The following is an 18,484-nucleotide window of genomic DNA, read 5'->3' on the forward strand; positions in this document are numbered from 1 at the left end:
AGGACGCGGCGACCGCGACGACAACGGTGAACACCACGGTGACGGCCCTGGCCGCCGCCGGCTCCGAGGCCTCCGAACAGCAGGTGCCGCACGGCATCGGAGCCTCCGTCCCGGCCGCGGACGCCCGCGCCAAGACCGAGGGCACCTTCCCCTACGCCGCCGACCTGTGGGCCGAGGGCCTCCTGTGGGCCGCCGTGCTGCGCTCCCCGCACGCCCACGCCCGGATCCTGTCCATCGACACCACGGCCGCCGCCGAAATGCCCGGCGTGCGCGCCGTCGTCACCCACGCCGACGTGCCCGGCGCCACCACGCACGGCCGCCGCATCGCCGACCGGCCGGTGTTCGCGCACGACGTCGTACGCCACCACGGCGAGCCCATCGCCGCCGTCGCCGCCGACCACCCGGACACGGCGCGGCTGGCCGCGGCCGCCATCGCCGTCGAGTACGAACTCCTCGACCCGGTCACCGACCCCGAGCAGTCCTTCGGCGCCCCCGCCCTGCACCCCGACGGCAACCTGATCCGGCACATCCCGCTCCGCTACGGCGACCCGGAGATCACCGGCGAGGTCGTCGTCGAGGGCCTGTACCGGATCGGCCGCCAGGACCCCGCCCCCATCGGCGCCGAGGCCGGGCTGGCCGTGCCGCGCCCCGACGGCGGCGTGGAGCTGTACACCGCGTCCACCGACCCGCACACCGACCGCGACCTGGCCGCCGCCTGCTTCGGGCTGGATCCGGACCGCGTGCGCGTGGTCGTCACCGGCGTGCCGGGCGCCACCGCCGACCGCGAGGACGCCGCCTTCCAGCTCCCCCTCGGCCTGCTCGCCCTCCGCACGGGCTGCCCGGTGAAGCTGGTCGCCACCCGCGAGGAGTCCTTCCTCGGCCACACCCACCGCCACCCGACGCTGCTGCGCTACCGCCACCACGCGGACGCGGAGGGCCGGCTGGTCAAGGTCGAGGCGCAGATCCTGATGGACGCGGGCGCGTACGCCGACGCCTCCGCGGAATCCCTGGCGGCGGCCGTCGCCTTCGCCTGCGGCCCGTACGTCGTCCCGCACGCCTTCGTCGAAGGCTGGGCGGTACGCACCAACAACCCGCCTTCGGGCCACGTCCGCGGCGAGGGCGCCATGCAGGTGTGCGCCGCGTACGAGGGCCAGATGGACAAGCTCGCGGCCGCCCTGGGCATCGACGGGGCCGAGCTGCGCATGCGCAACGTCCTGGCTACGGGAGACCTCCTGCCCACCGGCCAGACGGTGACCTGCCCGGCCCCGGTGGCCGAACTGCTGCGTGCGGTACGCGACTTCGAACTGCCGGCGCTGCCGAAGGACGCCCCGGAGGACGAGTGGCTGCTGCCGGGCGGCCCCGAGGGCGCGGGCGAGCCGGGCGCGGTACGGCGCGGGGTCGGCTACGGCGTCGGCATGGTGCACATGCTCGGAGCCGAGGGGACCGACGAGGTCTCCACCGCCACGGTGAAGGTGGTGAACGGCGCGGCCACGGTCATCTGCGCGGCGGTCGACACCGGCCAGGGCTTCGCCACGCTGGCCCGCCAGATCGTCCAGGAGGTCCTGGGCGTCGACGAGGTCGCCATGGCTCCGGTGGACACCGACCAGCCGCCGGCCGGCCCGTCGGCGCACGGCCGCCACACGTGGGTGTCCGGGGGCGCGGTGGAGCGGGCGGCCAAGATGGTCCGCACCCAGCTGCTGCAGCCGATGGCCCACAAGCTGGGCATGTCGACGGAGCTCCTGCAGATCCAGGACGGCCGCATCACGTCGTACGACGGCGCGTTCTCGATGTCGGTCGCGGAGGCGATGGCCGGCAAGGAACTGTGGGCGACGGCCCAGTGCCGCCCCCACCCGACGGAACCCCTGGACGGGGACGGCCAGGGCGACGCCTTCGTGGGCCTCGCCTTCTGCGCGATCCGCGCGGTGGTGGACGTGGACATCGAACTGGGCTCGGTACGGGTCGTGGAACTCGCGGTCGCCCAGGACGTGGGCCGGATCCTGAACCCCCGCCAGCTGGAGGCCCGTATCGAGGCGGGCGTCACACAGGGGGTGGGCGCGGCCCTGACGGAGAACCTCCGCACGGTCTCCGGCCTGATCCGCCACCCGGACCTGACGGGCTACGCCCTGCCGACGGCGCTGGACGCCCCGGCGGTCCGCATCGTCAAACTGGTCGAAGAGCGCGACGTGGTGGCCCCGTTCGGCGCGAAGGCGGCGAGCGCGGTCCCGGTGGTGACCACCCCGGCGGCGGTGGCCTCGGCGGTACGCGCGGCCACGGGTCGGCCGGTCAACCGCCTGCCGATCAGGCCTTCCGCGGCGGTGGGTGTGCCCAACTCGTGACCGTGTGACCCACATTGCACGTGCAACCCTGGACTTGGGCCTGTCGGTACCGGTCGCTAGAGTGATCGGTACGGGTGCGCGCGTACGTGTGCACGCGGGTGCGAACGGGGATGGGGAGCGGCGCTTGCGCTGCGACCACGGGGATGACGGGGAGCCGGGGAGGCCAACGTGGCAGAGGACAACGGGTCGGTTCTGGCCGGATTGGGCGCCACCATGGGCGCCACGAGCGCGGCGGTCGCCGCCCAGGCAGCGGCACTGCGGATCCAGTACGACGACCTGAAGGACTACAAGAACCTGGTGGACGGTCTCCTGACGGAACTTCAGGAATCCCCGGCGCACCACGGGAAGCTGGCGGACGGCACGATGCCGGCGGGAGCCCTCGGCAAGGACTTCCCTGCGGCCGAAAAGCTCTACAAGTCGTACAACACCGTCCATTCGGAGCTGCAGAAGCTGTCGAAGGCGCTCGGGGTGCAGATCGAGGCCCTGGGCATCGCCGTCCAGTCCGCGGGCAAGGGCTACAGCGGGGTCGACGAAGAGACGAAGCGCCGCATGGCCCTCCTGGCCAAACAGGCCCACGACCAGTACGAACGGAAGCGTGACCCGAACGCGGACAAGAAGGCCGACGGCGGACAGCCGGCCAAGCCGAACGGGAAGGGTGGTGTCTTCGGATGAGCGAGTTTGAGGTCTACACACACGCACAGCTCTACGCGATGATCCAGGGGCTCAGCCCGGAGGTGGCCACCGAGCGGGCGAAGCAGCTCAGCGATGCCGCCAAGACGATCGAGAAGATCGGCAACAAGCTCAAGGACCACAAGGTCAAGGGCTGGGAGGGCGAAGCGGCCGAGGCCTTCCAGACCTGGGTGAACCAGGCGGGTAACGCCACGCTGGTGCTGGCCGAGTACAGCTCCACGGGCGGCGCGTCCCTGGCGCGTTCCGCCCAGGTCATGCGCGAGGTCCAGCGCAACATGCCCAAGTACGACGCATCGGCGGAGGCGACCCTCAAGGAGAACCTCGCCACCTCTCGGGAGTACCACAACGACCCGGATGCGGTGAAGCTCGGCCAGGAGGCCTGGTCGAAGCTGAGCGGAGACCACGGGCGGGCGGTGGACGGGCTGACCAAGCTGTCCGGGTCGTATGACCAGTCGGCGGGCGAGATGGACAAGGCGACAATCCCGACGTTCCCGCCGCCGCCGGATGTACTTGTGCCGCCTGGTTACTACGGCGGTTCAGAAGAATTTGCGAGGTCTAGCGGAGGGGGCGGCGGAGGCGTCGGCTCGACTGGCACCTCGTACACCGCGCCGGGGTCGTCGCACAGTACGTCCTCGGAGGATCCTGGATCGGTCACCAGCCGTTCGCAGCAGCCGGACAGCACGGTTCCGTCGGTGCCCGTGTCGTCGATTCCGGACCGCGAGGTGGGCGTGGACCTCGACAGCGTCACGACGCTTCCGGACCGGACTGTGCCTCCGGTGACGACCACGCCCGGCCCGCTGCCCACAGGTCCCGTCAGCCCCACCCCCGGACCAGCCCTCCCGCCCATGGGCTTCCCGCCGGTCGGCGGTATGAAGCTGCCCAGCACCACGGGTCCGGGTATCGGCCCGTACCCGGGACTAGGCGGCCCCGGCACTCTTCCTCCCGGCGGCAAGGCCCTCGGCACGCCGGGAATGCCCGCGCGTGACAGCGGTATCACGGGCGGTCGGCCTGTGACGTCCACTGGCCCCAGCTCGGGCATCCCGCGTGGCACCGTCATCGGCGAGGGCACTCAGGCCGGCCGTGGCATGGGCGGCGGCATGGGTCCCGGCGGCGGCCACGGAGGCGGCCAGAGCGGCTTCGCGGCAGGTCGTCGACTCGCCTCGGAGCCGGGAGGCATCGTCGGAGGGAAGCCCGGTACGGGCGCTCGCCCGATCGCGGGCGGCCAGCCGTTCACCCAGGGCGGCTCGGGCCTCGTGCGCAACGGCGCGGGTGGTGCGGGCACAGGTGCCATGGGGCACGCGGGTGCACGTGCGCAGACTCCGGGTAAGCGGCCGGACGACCAGCGGGGCGAACGTCCTGACTATCTGGCTGAGGACGAAGAGACCTGGCAGGCCAACCGTCGTGTTGTCCCGCCTGTGGTCGACTGAGTAGAACGGACGTTGCACGGGATGCGCATGCGTAAGGTGACCTCGGCCCTGGTGGGTTTCCTGCTGGCCGGGGTCGCCGCGACCCCGGCTCACGCGGCCACGATTCGATCGCAGCAATGGCATCTCGACGCCATGAAGGCGGACGAGATCTGGAAGACCAGTACAGGGAAAGGCATCACCGTCGCGGTAATCGACGATGGGGTCAGGGAAATTCCCGAACTGGAAGGCCAGCTCATCCCCGGCAAGCGGTTCACACCGCAAGGTGGCGACGGACCTACTGATCAGGGCAGTCACGGCACAGGCATGGCTGCCTTGATTGCCGGAACGGGAAAGCACCCGAGTGGCGACGGTGGCTACGGCCTTGCCCCCGGCGTCAAGATTCTCCCAATCCTCGTTTCGAATACCGAACAGGCAACGCCGACATGGGTTGCGGCAATTCGGTACGCGGCAGAGTCGGACGCCAAGATCATCAATATGTCCCTCGGGATCAACGGCACGCCGGAGAGCGACCGGGCGAGGGCTGAAGCGGTCAAGTACGCCTTGTCCAAGGGCAAACTGATTTTTGCCGCCGTCGGCAACTACGGGGATTCGACCAACGAGCTCGCGTACCCAGCCGCGACTCCGGGAGTGGTGGGCGTCGGAGCAGTGGACGCCAGCGGTGAGCCGACGAAGGAGTCGCAGCACGGTCCCCAGGTGGACTTGGCTGCACCCGGCATGGACATCATCATGGCCTGCACTGCCAAGTCGGGGCTCTGCAAGACCCACGGGACCAGTGATGCCTCCGCCCTCGCCTCCGCCTCCGCCGCCCTCCTCTGGTCCGCTCACCCCGACTGGACCAACAACCAGGTCCTGCGGGTCCTGTTGAACACCGCCGGCAAGCCCGTCGACGGGTCTGCGCGCAACGACTTCGTGGGCTACGGCATCACGCGGCCTAACGTCGCGCTGCAGACGCCGGGCGACCCCGGTCCGGCGGACGTGTACCCGCTGCCCGACCTGGCTGCGGCGGACGCGGCCAAGTCCCCCTCGGCCTCCGCGGACGGCAAGGCCCCCGACTCGGCGGCATCCAAGTCCGCTGCCAAGGCCGAGGAGAAGAAGAGCGGCAGTTCGCTGCCCTGGATCGCGCTCGGGCTCGGTGCGTGTGTGCTGATCGGCGGAGCCGTGACCGTGGTCGTCGTACGCCGTAACCGCTGACCACCAAAACCACTCGGGAGTTCACGCGATGTCGTTCGACGAAGAATGGTCGGCGGCTCGCGCCACCGCCTCCGCCAGTGTCGGCATGCGCCTCAACCAGGCACCCGCCGATCCAGGGGGCGGCAGTGGCAGTGATCTTGACCTGAATCAGGACCACATCGGGGCCGTAGGTTCCGACGCGTACAAGCTGCACACGCGCTTGCAGACCGACGGGAAGCACGCCGCCACCGCGACCGCCGAGGCGGCCGGGGCCCTCACGAAGGAGGGCTTCGCGAGTGGGGCGGCGCTGCTCGAGGTCAACAGCCTCTGGGAGAGCCAGGTGAAGACCCTGGTGGCCGCCTGCGCCAACATCTCCAACGGCTTGAACTACTCGCTCTCCTCCCACGCGAAGGACGAAGAACAGCTCCACGCGGACTTCACCGCGTCCGCGATCGACAAATACCTCAAGTAGGCGCCCGCATGCTGACGTACGAGAACGTGGTGAACGCTCCTCTGGGCAAGCTCCAGACGGCCATCACCGACTGGGCGGCGATGGCCGGCAAGCTGGACGAGCTGGCCGAGGCGGCGTGCACCGGCATGAAGGCGAAGTCCGACAAGGCCGAGTGGAGCGGCGTCACCGCAGGGGTGGCACGGCCGTTCGTCGACAAGACGGCCAAGGAGTTCGACGACGCGGCCAAGGCGGCCAAGAGCATGCAACTGGTCCTCACGGACGCGCACGCGACGTTCAAGGCCGCCCAGGACGAGCTGAAGAAGCTCGTCGCGGAGGCACCTGCGGCCGGCTTCCGGATCGATGCAGCCGGACGGGTCTCCGCGATACCCCTCGCCACGGAGGGCGAGCGCAACGCGGCCCGGCACGACCCCGACTACCAGCAGGCCGTGACCACGAACCGCAACGCCTGGCAGGCCCGGGTCAACCGGGCGGTCGAGGACGCGCAGGACGCCGACGACTCCCTGGTCCGGGTCCTGCAGGCGAACGTGACCGACGAACACGACTTCGGCGGAGCGAAGTTCGGCACCCTGGACGCCGAGCAGGCGGCCCGCGCCGCCGACCTGATGAAGAAGGTCACCGGCAAGGGCGGCACGGCGCGCAACGTCGAGGCGCTGCGCGAGCTGGAGGAACTGCTCGACGACAACCGCGAGGACCCCGAGTTCTCGACCGGCTTCTACCGGACGATCGGCGCCGAGGGCGCGCTGGAGATGTACTCGACCATGTCCCTGGACGCGACGGGCCTCGGCCCGGCGGGCAAGGACCGTGCGCTGATGGTCGCGAACATCCAGAGCGACATGGGCGCGATGCTCGGGCTCGCGACGCACAAGGACGTGCCCCATCACCTCGACGCGGCCTGGACGACCCAGCTGATGAAGGCGGGCCGCAAGGAGATGGCCGTCTACGGCGGCGTGCAGCAGATCTACGGCTACCAGGCCCTGGGCGCGCTGCTGCGCGAGGGGAAGTACGACACGGAGTTCCTCACCTCGGTCGGCCGCGACATGGTCGCCATGGACCGCAAGGACCCGAGGGCCTGGGAGTTCCACACCCCGTACGGGCTGGAGTCGGTCCTCAGCCAGGGCCAGGACGGCCGCGGTTTCTACCCGCTGACCGGGTTCATGGAGGCGCTGGGCAACAACCCGGACGCGGCGACGGCCTTCTTCAACGAGCCGGTCCGCGAGGACAGCAACAAGGACGGCATCGTCACCAAGGACGACAAGCCGGTCGGCGGCCAGCACGGCAAGGACCAGGGCATGGTCGACTACATGCTCGACAAGAAGCCGTACATGGACAGCTTCGACATCACGAGGACCGGCGAACTGCACCCGGCGCAGCAGGCGGTCGGTGACGCGTTGATGGCGGCGGTCTCCCACCGGAGCCCGGGTGACGAGGACTCCCCGCCGGTCCCGCACACGAAGGAGATGGCGGCCGTCATGGAACGGGTCGTCGAGAAGATCGGCGACAAGCCGGAGCTGGTCGACGCGGAGCCGGGCGAGCCGGAGGGGCCGCTGAACGGCCTGTCCGGGCACTTCGGTCAGATGGCGGCGGAGTACATGCCGGACATCCAGGCGTCGGCGGAGAACGGCGGCCGGATGATCAAGGCCAACGGCGAGATGGCCGAGTTCAGCAAGGCCGACATGTCGGCGTTCATCGGAGCGGTGGGCCAGGACCCGGACGCGTACGGCGCCATCACCAACGCCCAGCGGGCGTTCACGACGACCCTCATCAACGATGTGATCGCGCACCGGAGCGAGTACGAGGAGATCGACGCGGCGATCACGGTCGCCGTGCACCCCGGCGGCCAGATCGCGGGCATCCTTTCCGAGGCAAGGGCCGAGGGGGCTTTCGCGGAGAACGGCCACAAGGCGGAGGAGTACGTCAAGGGCGTCGAGGACAACGCCAAATGGGTCAACCGTGTCATCGGTGCGGCAGGCGGCAAGTACCTGGAGATGCTGCCGCTCGCCGGAGACGTCGTGGAATGGCTCCAGGAGGACATCACGGAGGGCGTCGTCGAGCGGGCGAAGAAGGACCAGGCGGACAAGGCCGGCGAGGCCGACGGCAAGGCTGTGATCGACTACACGGAAGCACAGATGGAGGCCGGCCGGTCCGCAGAGCAATCCGTGCGCAAGGCCGCGGAGGGTACGGGCATGAACCAGAGGAGCATCGATGCCCTCGCCGGCGTGGCTTCTGCTCAGACGGCGAACGCGCACGCGGTCGGCCGTGGCCAGGTCGCCACGTCGAACGGCGGCTCCTGATGCGCAGCGCCCGTATCCCTCTCGTGCTCGCCACCGCGCTGGTCGTGGCGGTGACGCTGACCGGGTGCGCCGAGGAGAAGAAGGCGGCGGCCCCGCAGTTGCCGGAGCGCACCTGCTTCGGCGTCTTCACCCGGGCCGACCTGGAGCCTCTGATGGGCTACGGCGATTCGGTGGAGGTGTCCGGACCGGTCGATGCCCGACTGACCGCGGAGCGCCGCTCGGCCACGTGCAGCGTGTACGTCGACGGCAGGGGCCGGGCCCTCGTCACCGCCACGCGCCAGCCGCTGGGGCAGAGCTTCGTCTGGCCGCCCACCGACCCCGCGCCGGATCCGCTTCCCCTCGGGGACAAGGGGATCGTGTGGCAGACGGGTGCCCGCGTCGCCCTCACCTGCAATGGGCCCAAGGACTCCTTCGAGCTCGAACTGGGGCTCAGCGGTTCCGTGGAACACATGAAGCCCGGCACCTCGCAGGCCTTGTTCACGGCGCTCATGACGAAGTTCCTGGCGTCTGCCAGGCAGCAGACCCAGTGCGGCGTCTGAGGCGGCCGGACAAGGCGAAGGCCGCTCAGGGGTGCGCCTGCCCCTGAGCGGCCCGCCGCGAAGCCGTGACCGGAATCGAACCGGCGTAACTCGCTTTGCAGGCGAGTCCCTCAACCACTCGGGCACACGGCTGTGGGGTGGTGATGTGCACGACCGTACGGGGGTCCGCGGGGCCCCGGAAGGGTTTGCGCGGCCGTGCAATGCGACTGCCATGCCGCGTTCACAGTCGGGCAGACCTAGGTCCCCGGGCCGAGGGCGGGATCCGTCGAATTGACAGGGTCGATCGCGGGCTACGCACCTTACTCTGGGGCGATGAGTGTCCTCGAACCCCGCGTGCCCCAGAGAACCGCACCCCTCCCGCCCCCGCCCGCGGGCGGGATTCTCGGGCCCGCGTACCGGACGCTCAGCGTCGGCATCATCTCCGTCGTCTTCCTCATCGCCTTCGAGGCCACCGCCGTCGGCACCGCCATGCCCGTCGCCGCCCGTGAGCTGGAGGGCATCGGGCTCTACGCCTTCGCCTTCTCCGCCTACTTCACGACCAGCCTCTTCGGCATGGTCCTGGCCGGCCAGTGGGCCGACCGGCAGGGGCCGCTGCGGCCGCTGACCGTCGGGATCGCCGCCTTCGCCGCCGGGCTCGTCGTCTCCGGGACCGCAGGCGTCATGTGGGTGTTCGTGCTCGGCCGGGCCGTGCAGGGCTTCGGCGGCGGGCTGGTCATCGTCGCCCTCTACGTCGTCGTCAGCCGGGCCTACGAGGAGCGGCTGCGGCCCGCGATCATGGCGGCCTTCGCCGCGAGCTGGGTGGTCCCCTCGATCGTCGGGCCGCTGGCCTCCGGGACGGTCACCGAGCACCTCGGATGGCGGTGGGTGTTCCTCGGGATCCCGGCGCTGGTGGTGGTTCCGCTCGTGGTGGCGCTGCCCGCGATACGGCGGACCGCGTCCGGGCCCGTCGACGCCGACGCCCCGCCCGTGGCCTTCGACCGGCGGCGGATCCGGCTGGCCTTCGGGATTTCGGTGGGGGCGGGGCTGCTCCAGTACGCCGCCCAGGACCTGCGGTGGCTGTCGCTCGCGCCGGGCATCGCCGGCGCCGCCCTGCTGGTGCCCGCCGTGCTGGGGCTGCTGCCGCGCGGGACCTACCGGGCGCGGCGCGGGCTGCCGTCCGTGGTGCTGCTGCGCGGGGTGGCCGCCGGGTCGTTCATCGCGGCGGAGACCTTCGTACCGCTGATGCTGGTCACCCAGCGGGGGCTGAGCCCGACGCTCGCCGGATTCTCGCTCGCGCTGGGCGGGGTGACCTGGGCGGGCGGTTCGTGGGTGCAGTCCAAGGGACGGATGGCGCCGTACCGGGAACGGCTGATGGTGACCGGGATGGTGCTGGTGGCGCTGGCCATCGCCGCGGCGCCCGCCGTACTGATCGAGTCGGTGCCCGTGTGGACGCTGGCACTGGCCTGGGCGGTCGGCTGCCTCGGCATGGGCCTGGTGATCGGCTCCACGAGCGTGCTGCTGCTCAAGCTGTCCGCGCCGGAGGAGGCGGGGTCCAATTCGGCCGCGCTGCAGATCTCGGACGCGCTGGCGAACGTGGTCCTGCTGGCTGCCGGCGGCGCCGCGTTCGCCGCGCTGGGCGGTGGCGCGGTGGGGGCCGCGCACGCCGCGACCGCCGACGCCTCGGCCTCGCACCCGGCCGCGTTCGCGGTGGTGTTCTTGCCGATGGCCTGCGTGGCCCTGGTGGGGGCGTGGGTGGCGACCCGGCTGGATCCCGCCGAGACGTGAGCGGCGAGACGTGAGCGCCGAGACGTGAGCGCCGGGCGCCGGGGAATTGCGCTGCGTCACGCCCGGCCGCCGCACTACCGTTGCGGCCATGAACGAGCTGATCATCCGGCTGTCCGATGCCGAGCGCGCGGAATGCGCCGACCTTGCCGACGCCACCGGCCAGTCGCCCGAGGAGCTCGCGCTGGACGCCGTACGGGCGCGGCTGCGGGCCGAGCGGAACCGGGTCGGGGCCGAGGCGCTGCGCCTCGCGCAGCGGCACGCGCCCCTGCTGAAGCGGCTCGGCGAATGAGCGCCGCCGCCGTCCCGGTGCGCCACCTCACGCTCGCCGAGGTCCTCGACCTGGCCCGGCACGCCTGCCTGGCCCAGGGCCAGCCCGTCGAACTGCGCGCCGCCGGGCTGCTGGAGTCGGCCGTGCACCGGCCGAGGGCCCGGATGCTGGGGACCTCGGCGTACGCGGACCCGTACGAGCAGGCCGCCGCGCTGCTCCACGGCATTGCGGCGAACCACCCCCTGGTCGACGGGAACAAGCGCACCGCCTGGCTCGCCGCGACGACCTTCCTGGCGGTGAACGGGACCGACCCGGGCGACGCCGACCAGGAGGCCGCGTACGCGCTGGTCATCGATGTGGCCGCCGGGCACGAGACGGATGTCGCGCGGATCGCGGCCCGGCTGCGGGCACTGATCCTCCCGCCGGTGTGACGCTCGCCGCACCCGCCGAGGTCACGGCCCTGTCCCTCCGCGCGGTGCGGGCCCGGGCCGGTAGGGTGGCCCGGTTGTCCTACGTACGACTGCCTGCCACCCGTACCAGATACGCCGAGAGCACGAACCGGAGACCGTGACTACTACCGCCTCCCACCACCTCTCACCCGCCTTCCCCGGCCGTGCCCCCTGGGGTACCGCCAACAAGCTGCGCGCCTGGCAGCAGGGGGCGCTCGACCGCTACATCCAGAACCAGCCGCGGGACTTCCTCGCGGTCGCCACGCCCGGCGCCGGCAAGACCACCTTCGCGCTCACCCTCGCCTCCTGGCTGCTGCACCACCACATCGTCCAGCAGGTGACGGTCGTCGCGCCGACCGAGCACCTGAAGAAGCAGTGGGCGGAGGCGGCGGCGCGGATAGGCATCCGGCTCGATCCCGAGTACTCCGCCGGACCGCTCAGCAAGGACTACCACGGGGTCGCCGTCACCTACGCCGGTGTCGGCGTACGGCCGATGCTGCACCGCAACCGCTGCGAGCAGCGCAAGACCCTCGTCATCCTCGACGAGATCCACCACGCCGGTGACTCGAAGTCCTGGGGAGAGGCCTGCCTGGAGGCCTTCGACCCGGCGACCCGGCGCCTGGCCCTGACCGGTACGCCCTTCCGGTCCGACACCAATCCCATTCCCTTCGTCACCTACGAGGAGGGGAACGACGGGATCCGGCGCTCCTCCGCCGACTACACCTACGGCTACGGGAACGCGCTCGGCGACGGCGTCGTCCGGCCGGTCATCTTCCTCTCCTACAGCGGCAACATGCGCTGGCGGACCAAGGCCGGCGACGAGATCGCCGCCCGGCTCGGCGAGCCGATGACCAAGGACGCCATCTCCCAGGCCTGGCGCACGGCGCTGGACCCGCGCGGCGACTGGATGCCGAACGTGCTGCGCGCCGCCGACCAGCGGCTGACCGAGGTCCGCAAGGGCATCCCGGACGCCGGCGGCCTCGTCATCGCCTCCGACCAGGAGTCGGCGCGCGCCTACGCCAAGCTGCTGAGGGAGATCACCGGCAGCAAGGCGACCGTGGTGCTCTCCGACGACACCGGCGCATCGAAGCGGATCGACGAGTTCAGCGAGGACGGCAGCCGCTGGATGGTCGCGGTCCGGATGGTGTCCGAGGGCGTCGACGTACCGCGCCTCGCGGTCGGGGTGTACGCCACCACCATTTCGACGCCGCTGTTCTTCGCGCAGGCCGTCGGTCGTTTCGTGCGTTCGCGCAGGCGCGGCGAGACCGCGTCCGTGTTCCTTCCGACCATTCCCTATCTCCTCGGCTTCGCCAACGAGATGGAGGTCGAGCGCGACCACGTCCTCGACAAGCCCAAGAAGCAGGGCGAGGAGGATCCGTACGCCGAGTCCGAGAAGGAGATGGACGAGGCGAACAAGCAGGAGGACGAGGACACCGGCGAGGACGAGCAGATGTCCTTCGAGGCGCTGGAGTCCGACGCGGTCTTCGACCGGGTGCTCTACGACGGCGCCGAGTTCGGCATGCAGGCGCACCCGGGCAGCGAGGAGGAGCAGGACTACCTCGGCATCCCCGGGCTGCTGGAGCCGGACCAGGTACAGATGCTGCTGCAGAAGCGGCAGTCGCGGCAGATCGCGCACAGCCGGCGCAAGCCCGACGCGGAGGCGGACCTGCTGGAACTGCCGGCGGACCGGCGGCCCGTGGTCTCGCACAAGGAGCTGCTGGAGCTGAGGAAGTCGCTGAACACGATGGTGGGCGCGTACGTCCACCAGAGCGGGAAGCCCCACGGGGTGATCCACACGGAGCTGCGCCGGGTGTGCGGCGGCCCGCCGAGCGCGGAGGCGACCGCGGGGCAGCTGCGCGAGCGGATCAAGAAGGTGCAGGAGTGGGCCACCCGGATGCGGTGAGTCCTACAGAGAAGGGGACGGGGTCCGTGCGGAGGTTCGCACGGACCCCGTCCCCTTCTTTTCTTTGTCCTTACGCGGTGGGGCGGCGTCGGCGGCCGGTGCCGGCGACCAGGGCCGCGCCCATGGCGAGGGCCACGCCGGCGCCGCCGAGGGCCCAGGTGGTGGCCGGGTCGGCGCCGGTGGCGGCGAGGTGGCCACCGCCGCCCGTGGTGCGGTCGACGACCGGGGTCGTGGTGCCGCCGTCGGGCTTGGGCTGGTTGCCGGTGCTGCCACCGTTGCCGTTGCCGTTGCCGTTCCCGTCACCGTCACCGTCACCGTCGCCCGCGTCACCGCTGTCGGCGGCGAGGATGGTGGTCCGGTGGGCGCCGGTCGAGGACCAGATGAACGGGCCCGACTCCTCGGCCTTGTAGCCCGAGGCGCCCATGGTGAAGCCGCCGGCCGGGGTGTCCTTCTCGAAGCGCAGGCGGAGCTTGACGACGGCCTTGTCGCCGACGGCGATGGACTGGAGGCCGATGTCGCCGCCCATGGTGTCCTCGCTGCCGCCGATCTCGATGTCGTACCAGCCCTCCTTGCCGTGCTCGTCCTCGCCGAAGGCCTGGAGCCGGATCTGGGACGGGTCCACCCACGGGCCCTCGTTGAAGCCGCGGCCCATGTGGAACGACACGAGGTAGTCCTCGATGTCGGGGAGCCCGGCGTTGTCGAGGGTCAGCTGGAGCTCACGCCAGTCCGCGCCCGCCTTGAAGCCCTCGGCCGGGATGCCGTCGAGGGTCATCTTCGGACCGTCGATCTCCACGGGGGCGCTCGCGGCCTCGACGGAGGAGCCGTAGCTCACCGTCTTCGAGACCAGGCCCCCGTGCTGCGGGTTGCCCTTGCCGGAGACGTTCAGCTTCAGGCCGCCCGCGGGGACGTCCGCCGCGAACTTGACCCGGAAGACCAGGTCCCGCTTCTCGCCGGCGGCGTACTCGCCACCGAAGCCGAAGATCCGCAGCTTGCCGTTCTCGCCGGTGACCTCGAGCGGCTCCCAGTAGGACTCGCCGTTCACGGTCGTGGCGTAGTACTCGACGCCGACCTGGTTCGCCCGCAGGGCGGTGTTCTCGGAGACGAGGTCGACGCCCAGGTAGAACTCGCCCGTGCCGGGGCGCGCCGAGTTGTCCACCTTCAGCGTGAGCTCGGTGCCGACGTCGTCCCCGGCCTTGAAGCCTTCGCGGGGCAGACCGTCCAGGCTGAGCACCGGCGCCTGGGACGTGGTCTGCTCACCGGCCCGGGTGATCTTCGACTGGTGGGAAACGGCCTTGGAGTCGACCGAGGTGTGGTTGGTCCCGGTGGCCGTGATGGTGACGGCCGTGGCGGGGGCGTCCGCCGCGACGCGTGCGCGCAGCCGGATGGTCTGGTGCTTGTCCTTGCCGACGGTCGTGCCGGGCATCAGGTCGAAGACCGGAGCGTCCAGGTTCGGCATCTGCCCGACGGTGTTCCAGCTCGACGTGGAGCGGTACTCGAGCTCGATGTGCTTGCCGGACAGCTTGACGTCGGTGCCGGCGAAGGAGAGTCCGAGGTCGAAGCCGTCCACGGCCTCGTTGCCGCGGTTGTCGACGGACAGGTTGAACTCGGTCCAGTCGCCGCCTGCGGCGAACCCGGCCGCCGGCATGCTGAAGAGCGACAGCTGCGGGCCGGCCTGCGCCTGGGCCTGGGGCCGGTCACCGGTCGAGTCGCCCTTGGGCTCCGCGTCCGGGGTGGTCACCGCAGGGCTGCGGACCTCGTCGGCCATGGCCGGCGTGGTCATCAGGACGGTCGGGCCGACGACCGCGGCGGCGGCGACGACGGCGATGCGCTTGAGCTTCACGTGTGTTGCTTTCCCCTCGGCACGGCTCCAGGTGCGCGCGTGCGCATCCCCCCGGGAGCCGGCATCAAATATCGTTTTGAACATGATCAGAGTAATGGCCTGGTAAAGATCCACTTGTGGATCGAGGTCACGAATTGACACCGAGACCGATCAGGAATCGGCACAAAGAGGTAGCAGGCGCCCGGATTCTGGACGAGCCCTTCCGCTGAGCGGACCCGCTCGCTACTGTCCCCGCATCAAACGCACCGTGGCAGCGCCGCCGCGGGAGCGCAGCCGGTGCAATGGCCGCTACCGGCGGCCTCTCCGTGCGTCGCCGCGGGACCGGCGACGTGCCGCCACGAGAGTCAACCGCCGCTCACCGAAAGAGGGAGAGGCGTCGTGACCGCGGAAACCTCCCAGACTCTCGACAGAGGGCTCAGAGTCCTCAAACTGCTCGCCGACACCGACCACGGTCTGACCGTCACCGAGCTCTCCAACCGCCTCGGTGTGAACCGCACCGTGGTCTACCGGCTCCTCGCGACCCTCGAACAGCACGCCCTGGTCCGCCGCGACCTCGGCGGCCGGGCCCGGGTCGGCCTCGGAGTGCTGCGGCTGGGCCGACAGGTCCACCCGCTCGTACGCGAGGCCGCCCTGCCCGCACTGCGCTCCCTCGCCGAGGACATAGGCGCCACCGCGCACCTGACCCTCGTCGACGGCACCGAGGCGCTCGCCGTCGCCGTCGTGGAGCCGACCTGGACGGACTACCACGTGGCCTACCGGGCCGGCTTCCGCCACCCGCTGGACCGCGGGGCCGCCGGGCGGGCCATCCTGGCCGCCCGTCAGGGCTCGCTCATCGAACCGGGGTACACGCTGACCCACGGGGAGCTGGAAGCGGGCGCCAGTGGCGCTGCGGCGCCGCTGGTGGGCATCACCGGGCTGGAGGGAAGCGTCGGCGTCGTCATGCTGGCGGATGCGGTGCCGGAGCGGGTGGGGCCGCGGGTGGTCGACGCGGCGCGCGAGGTGGCTGACGCCCTTCGCTGAGCCGCGGGCCCGGTGGGTCCTCCCGCTGCCGCCGGTCCGGGGCCGGGTGCGGCGCCGGTGCCGGGGCTCCGCCCCGGACCCCGCGCCTCACACGCCGGCGGGGCTGAAAGAGCGCCTCAAGCGAGCGCCTCAAGCGCCCGCGGGGCTGGGTTCGTGCCGTGGGGCCGGGATGGCGGTGTGACCGGTGGGGCTGGGTGGGCGGATAGATTGGGCCGGTGCTCTCACGCCTCACACGTCTGCCGCGTCCCGCCGCCCTGGCCGTCTGCGCCGTGCCCGTACTCGGGCTCTTCGTCGCCGCGGCCTTCGCGCCACTGCCCTTCGTGGTCGCCATTCCCGGGCTCACGGCCGACGTTCTGGGGTCCGACCAGGGCAAGCCGGTCATCACCGTCTCCGGTGCCCCGGTCCGGGAGACCAAGGGCGAGCTGCGGATGACCACCATCCGGGCCACCGGTCCGTCCTCGTCCATGAGGCTGCACGAGCTCGTCGGCCACTGGTTCAAGACCGATCAGGCGGTCATGCCCAGGGAGGCCGTCTACTCCACGGGCGGAAGCGACGAGGAGATCGAGAAGCACAACCTGGCGGAAATGACCAAGTCGCAGTCGGCGGCCACCGATGCCGCCCTCGGCTTTCTCCACAAGGACCCCAAGGACGTCAAGGTCGAGCTCAACCTCGCCGACGTCGGCGGCCCGAGCGCAGGGCTCCTCTTCTCCCTCGGCATCGTCGACAAGCTCGACGGTGACGGCAGCGGCGGCGACCTCACCGGCGGTCGCAGCATCGCCGGTACGGGCACCATCACCGCCGACGGTGCGGTCGGCGCGGTCGGCGGGGTGGCCCTGAAGACCCAGGCCGCGCGGCGCGACGGGGCGAGCGTGTTCCTCGTACCGAAGGCCGAGTGCGCGGACGCGCAGGCGGAGCTTCCCGAGGGGCTGCGGCTCGTCCCCGTCACTTCGCTGACGGATGCAGTGGGCTCTCTTCGCGCGCTGAACCGGGGAGAGGCCGTTCCGTCCTGCTGACGGCAGGTTCGGGGTCGAGTCCGCGCCAGGCCGGGAAGACCATCGGGGCGAGCGTCGTCAGCAGGTACGTGCCGCCGAACAGCAGCAGCGCCGTGGCGGCCCCGAACCCGTCGACCAGCAGGCCCGCCGCGAGTCCGCCCATCGGCATGGTCAGCTCGCAGCCCGCCGTGGCCACGCCCGAGACGCGGCTGCGCAGCGCCTCCGGCACCTGCTCGTACATGACCGTGGTCAGGATCGGGTTGAGCATGCCCGCGCCCAGGCCGGCCAGGGCCATCGTGACGGCGAGCGGCAGGGTGGTGTCGGTGAGAGCGGCCACCACGTACCGGGTCGCCCCGGAGAGCAGGAAGGCCGCCGTGAAGACCACGCGGCGCGGGAAGCGCTCGCCCCACATCCCGTAGAGCAGGGCGCCGAGCAGCGCGAAGCCGCCGAAGAGGGAGATCATCAGGCCGATCGCGGTGGCGCCGCCGAGGGCCTCCCGGCCGTGCACCGGCAGCAGGACCGAGGACCAGCCCTGGTCCAGCCCGTTGGTCATCATGACCATCACCGTGACGCCCAGCAGCAGCCGGGTGCGGACCATGAAGGCCCAGCCCTCGGCGAGTTCGGCGCGGTACGCCTTGACGGACACCTTCCCGGCGGTGCGCTGCGGTTCGGCGGCCGGCACCCCGCGCAGGAACGCGGTGACCAGCAGCGCCGACGCCCCGAACGTCGCCGCGTCCAGCAGTAGTACGGTCTCGGCGCCGAACGCGACGATGAGCAGACCGGCCGCCGCGGCCCCGATCATCCGGGCGCCGCGCGAGACCGCGTCGTAGAGTCCGGCGGCCCGGGTGATGGTGGTGCCGGCGTGCTCGGCGAGGTTCGGCAGGAGCACGGCGCGGGCGGTCAGGCCAGGGGTGTGCACGAGGCCGCCGACGGCCATCAGTGCGCACAGCATCCAGAATTCCAGCAGGCCGGCGTGGTGCAGCAGGGGGATCGCGACCACCGACAGCCCGCTGATGAGGTCGGAGGCGACGGAGACCCGGCGCCGTCCGATCCGGTCGATGACCGGTCCGCCGATCACGGCGGCGACGATGACGGGCAGAGTGGCGCAGAAGGCGACGAAACCGGCCCGGCCGGCGCTGCCCGTGGTCTGGAGCACGAACCACGGGACGCCGATGAGGGTGAGCGAACTCCCGGCTATGGAAATGGTGTTGGCGGCCAGTACGCCGACCAGGGGGCGCCGGCTCATACGGCGCTCCGCGCGTGGTTCCGGGCGGGCTCGCGGGTGTGGGGTAAGGCGTGCACGACGACGGGACTCCTTGGGTG

15 protein-coding genes and 1 tRNA gene are annotated in these 18,484 nt (G+C 71.3%); 13 read left to right on the forward strand and 3 right to left on the reverse strand.

Translation table 11 applies throughout. The annotated features are described in order from the left end of the window. Positions 1-38 precede the first annotated feature (38 nt). From ACGFZK_RS28185 to ACGFZK_RS28215, 7 genes are all read left to right on the forward strand, one after another. A complete protein-coding gene (locus tag ACGFZK_RS28185) occupies positions 39-2,336 on the forward strand; it encodes a xanthine dehydrogenase family protein molybdopterin-binding subunit (protein ID WP_393851717.1) in 2,298 nt (765 codons plus the stop codon). 168 nt (positions 2,337-2,504) lie between these two features. Further along, positions 2,505-3,008, forward strand: a complete 504-nt coding sequence (locus ACGFZK_RS28190) for a hypothetical protein (protein ID WP_393851659.1) — start codon at positions 2,505-2,507, stop codon at positions 3,006-3,008. Further along, positions 3,005-4,453, forward strand: a complete 1,449-nt coding sequence (locus ACGFZK_RS28195) for a WXG100 family type VII secretion target (RefSeq protein WP_393851660.1) — start codon at positions 3,005-3,007, stop codon at positions 4,451-4,453. Before ACGFZK_RS28190 ends, ACGFZK_RS28195 begins: the two co-directional genes overlap by 4 nt. A gap of 21 nt (positions 4,454-4,474) precedes the next feature. Beyond that, entirely contained in the window at positions 4,475-5,644 is a 1,170-nt protein-coding gene (gene mycP, locus ACGFZK_RS28200; protein WP_393851661.1) for a type VII secretion-associated serine protease mycosin, read from the forward strand. Between the two features lie 28 nt (positions 5,645-5,672). Beyond that, positions 5,673-6,095, forward strand: a complete 423-nt coding sequence (locus ACGFZK_RS28205; protein WP_393851662.1) for a hypothetical protein — start codon at positions 5,673-5,675, stop codon at positions 6,093-6,095. Between the two features lie 8 nt (positions 6,096-6,103). Continuing rightward, positions 6,104-8,386 carry a hypothetical protein gene (locus tag ACGFZK_RS28210; protein ID WP_393851663.1) on the forward strand — a complete coding sequence of 761 codons (2,283 nt, stop codon included), beginning with the start codon at positions 6,104-6,106 and terminating at the stop codon, positions 8,384-8,386. Beyond that, positions 8,386-8,925 (forward strand): hypothetical protein, encoded by a 540-nt coding sequence (locus tag ACGFZK_RS28215; RefSeq protein ID WP_393851664.1) that lies wholly within the window; start codon positions 8,386-8,388, stop codon positions 8,923-8,925. The genes ACGFZK_RS28210 and ACGFZK_RS28215 overlap by 1 nt, the downstream gene beginning before the upstream one ends. Positions 8,926-8,985: 60 nt before the next feature. Here the strand turns inward: ACGFZK_RS28215 and ACGFZK_RS28220 are convergent. Beyond that, positions 8,986-9,057, reverse strand: a tRNA-Cys gene (locus ACGFZK_RS28220). A 180-nt stretch (positions 9,058-9,237) separates the two neighbouring features. On the opposite strand from ACGFZK_RS28220, the gene ACGFZK_RS28225 reads away from it, so the two are divergent. The 4 genes from ACGFZK_RS28225 (at position 9,238) to ACGFZK_RS28240 (ending at position 13,309) form a co-directional block, all read left to right on the forward strand. Continuing rightward, positions 9,238-10,689 carry an MFS transporter gene (locus ACGFZK_RS28225; protein ID WP_393851665.1) on the forward strand — a complete coding sequence of 484 codons (1,452 nt, stop codon included), beginning with the start codon at positions 9,238-9,240 and terminating at the stop codon, positions 10,687-10,689. Positions 10,690-10,777: 88 nt separating this feature from the next. Beyond that, positions 10,778-10,978, forward strand: a complete 201-nt coding sequence (locus tag ACGFZK_RS28230; protein WP_393851666.1) for a hypothetical protein — start codon at positions 10,778-10,780, stop codon at positions 10,976-10,978. Then, positions 10,975-11,388 carry a type II toxin-antitoxin system death-on-curing family toxin gene (locus ACGFZK_RS28235; RefSeq protein WP_393851667.1) on the forward strand — a complete coding sequence of 138 codons (414 nt, stop codon included), beginning with the start codon at positions 10,975-10,977 and terminating at the stop codon, positions 11,386-11,388. Before ACGFZK_RS28230 ends, ACGFZK_RS28235 begins: the two co-directional genes overlap by 4 nt. A gap of 136 nt (positions 11,389-11,524) precedes the next feature. Next, positions 11,525-13,309, forward strand: a complete 1,785-nt coding sequence (locus tag ACGFZK_RS28240) for a DEAD/DEAH box helicase (protein WP_393851668.1) — start codon at positions 11,525-11,527, stop codon at positions 13,307-13,309. A gap of 70 nt (positions 13,310-13,379) precedes the next feature. Here ACGFZK_RS28240 and ACGFZK_RS28245 read toward each other — a convergent pair whose 3' ends face one another. Further along, complete coding sequence (locus ACGFZK_RS28245) at positions 13,380-15,149, reverse strand: hypothetical protein (RefSeq protein ID WP_393851669.1); 1,770 nt, start codon at positions 15,147-15,149, stop codon at positions 13,380-13,382. Positions 15,150-15,527: 378 nt separating this feature from the next. Here ACGFZK_RS28245 and ACGFZK_RS28250 point away from each other — a divergent pair, with 378 nt between their 5' ends. Then, on the forward strand, positions 15,528-16,169 hold the full coding sequence (locus ACGFZK_RS28250; protein ID WP_007264382.1) for an IclR family transcriptional regulator: 642 nt from the start codon (positions 15,528-15,530) through the stop codon (positions 16,167-16,169). 215 nt (positions 16,170-16,384) lie between these two features. Beyond that, the gene (locus ACGFZK_RS28255) at positions 16,385-17,182 is read left to right on the forward strand and encodes a S16 family serine protease (RefSeq protein WP_393851670.1); all 798 of its coding nucleotides are present in this window, start codon (positions 16,385-16,387) and stop codon (positions 17,180-17,182) included. Here ACGFZK_RS28255 and ACGFZK_RS28260 read toward each other — a convergent pair. Beyond that, positions 17,112-18,407 (reverse strand): MFS transporter, encoded by a 1,296-nt coding sequence (locus ACGFZK_RS28260; protein WP_393851671.1) that lies wholly within the window; start codon positions 18,405-18,407, stop codon positions 17,112-17,114. The genes ACGFZK_RS28255 and ACGFZK_RS28260 overlap by 71 nt on opposite strands. Between the last annotated feature and the right edge of the window lie 77 nt (positions 18,408-18,484).

This window comes from Streptomyces sp. NPDC048257 (assembly GCF_043201855.1).
Classification (GTDB): domain Bacteria; phylum Actinomycetota; class Actinomycetes; order Streptomycetales; family Streptomycetaceae; genus Streptomyces.

Excerpts from the sequence above, each read along its gene's own strand:
- ACGFZK_RS28260 (WP_393851671.1), bottom strand. The coding sequence starts at position 18,407 with ATGAGCCGGCGCCCCCTGGTCGGCGTACTGGCCGCCAACACCATTTCC.
- ACGFZK_RS28230 (WP_393851666.1), top strand. The coding sequence starts at position 10,778 with ATGAACGAGCTGATCATCCGGCTGTCCGATGCCGAGCGCGCGGAATGC.
- ACGFZK_RS28225 (WP_393851665.1), top strand. The coding sequence starts at position 9,238 with ATGAGTGTCCTCGAACCCCGCGTGCCCCAGAGAACCGCACCCCTCCCG.
- ACGFZK_RS28205 (WP_393851662.1), top strand. The coding sequence starts at position 5,673 with ATGTCGTTCGACGAAGAATGGTCGGCGGCTCGCGCCACCGCCTCCGCC.
- ACGFZK_RS28210 (WP_393851663.1), top strand. The coding sequence starts at position 6,104 with ATGCTGACGTACGAGAACGTGGTGAACGCTCCTCTGGGCAAGCTCCAG.
- mycP (WP_393851661.1), top strand. The coding sequence starts at position 4,475 with ATGCGCATGCGTAAGGTGACCTCGGCCCTGGTGGGTTTCCTGCTGGCC.
- ACGFZK_RS28215 (WP_393851664.1), top strand. The coding sequence starts at position 8,386 with ATGCGCAGCGCCCGTATCCCTCTCGTGCTCGCCACCGCGCTGGTCGTG.
- ACGFZK_RS28195 (WP_393851660.1), top strand. The coding sequence starts at position 3,005 with ATGAGCGAGTTTGAGGTCTACACACACGCACAGCTCTACGCGATGATC.
- ACGFZK_RS28235 (WP_393851667.1), top strand. The coding sequence starts at position 10,975 with ATGAGCGCCGCCGCCGTCCCGGTGCGCCACCTCACGCTCGCCGAGGTC.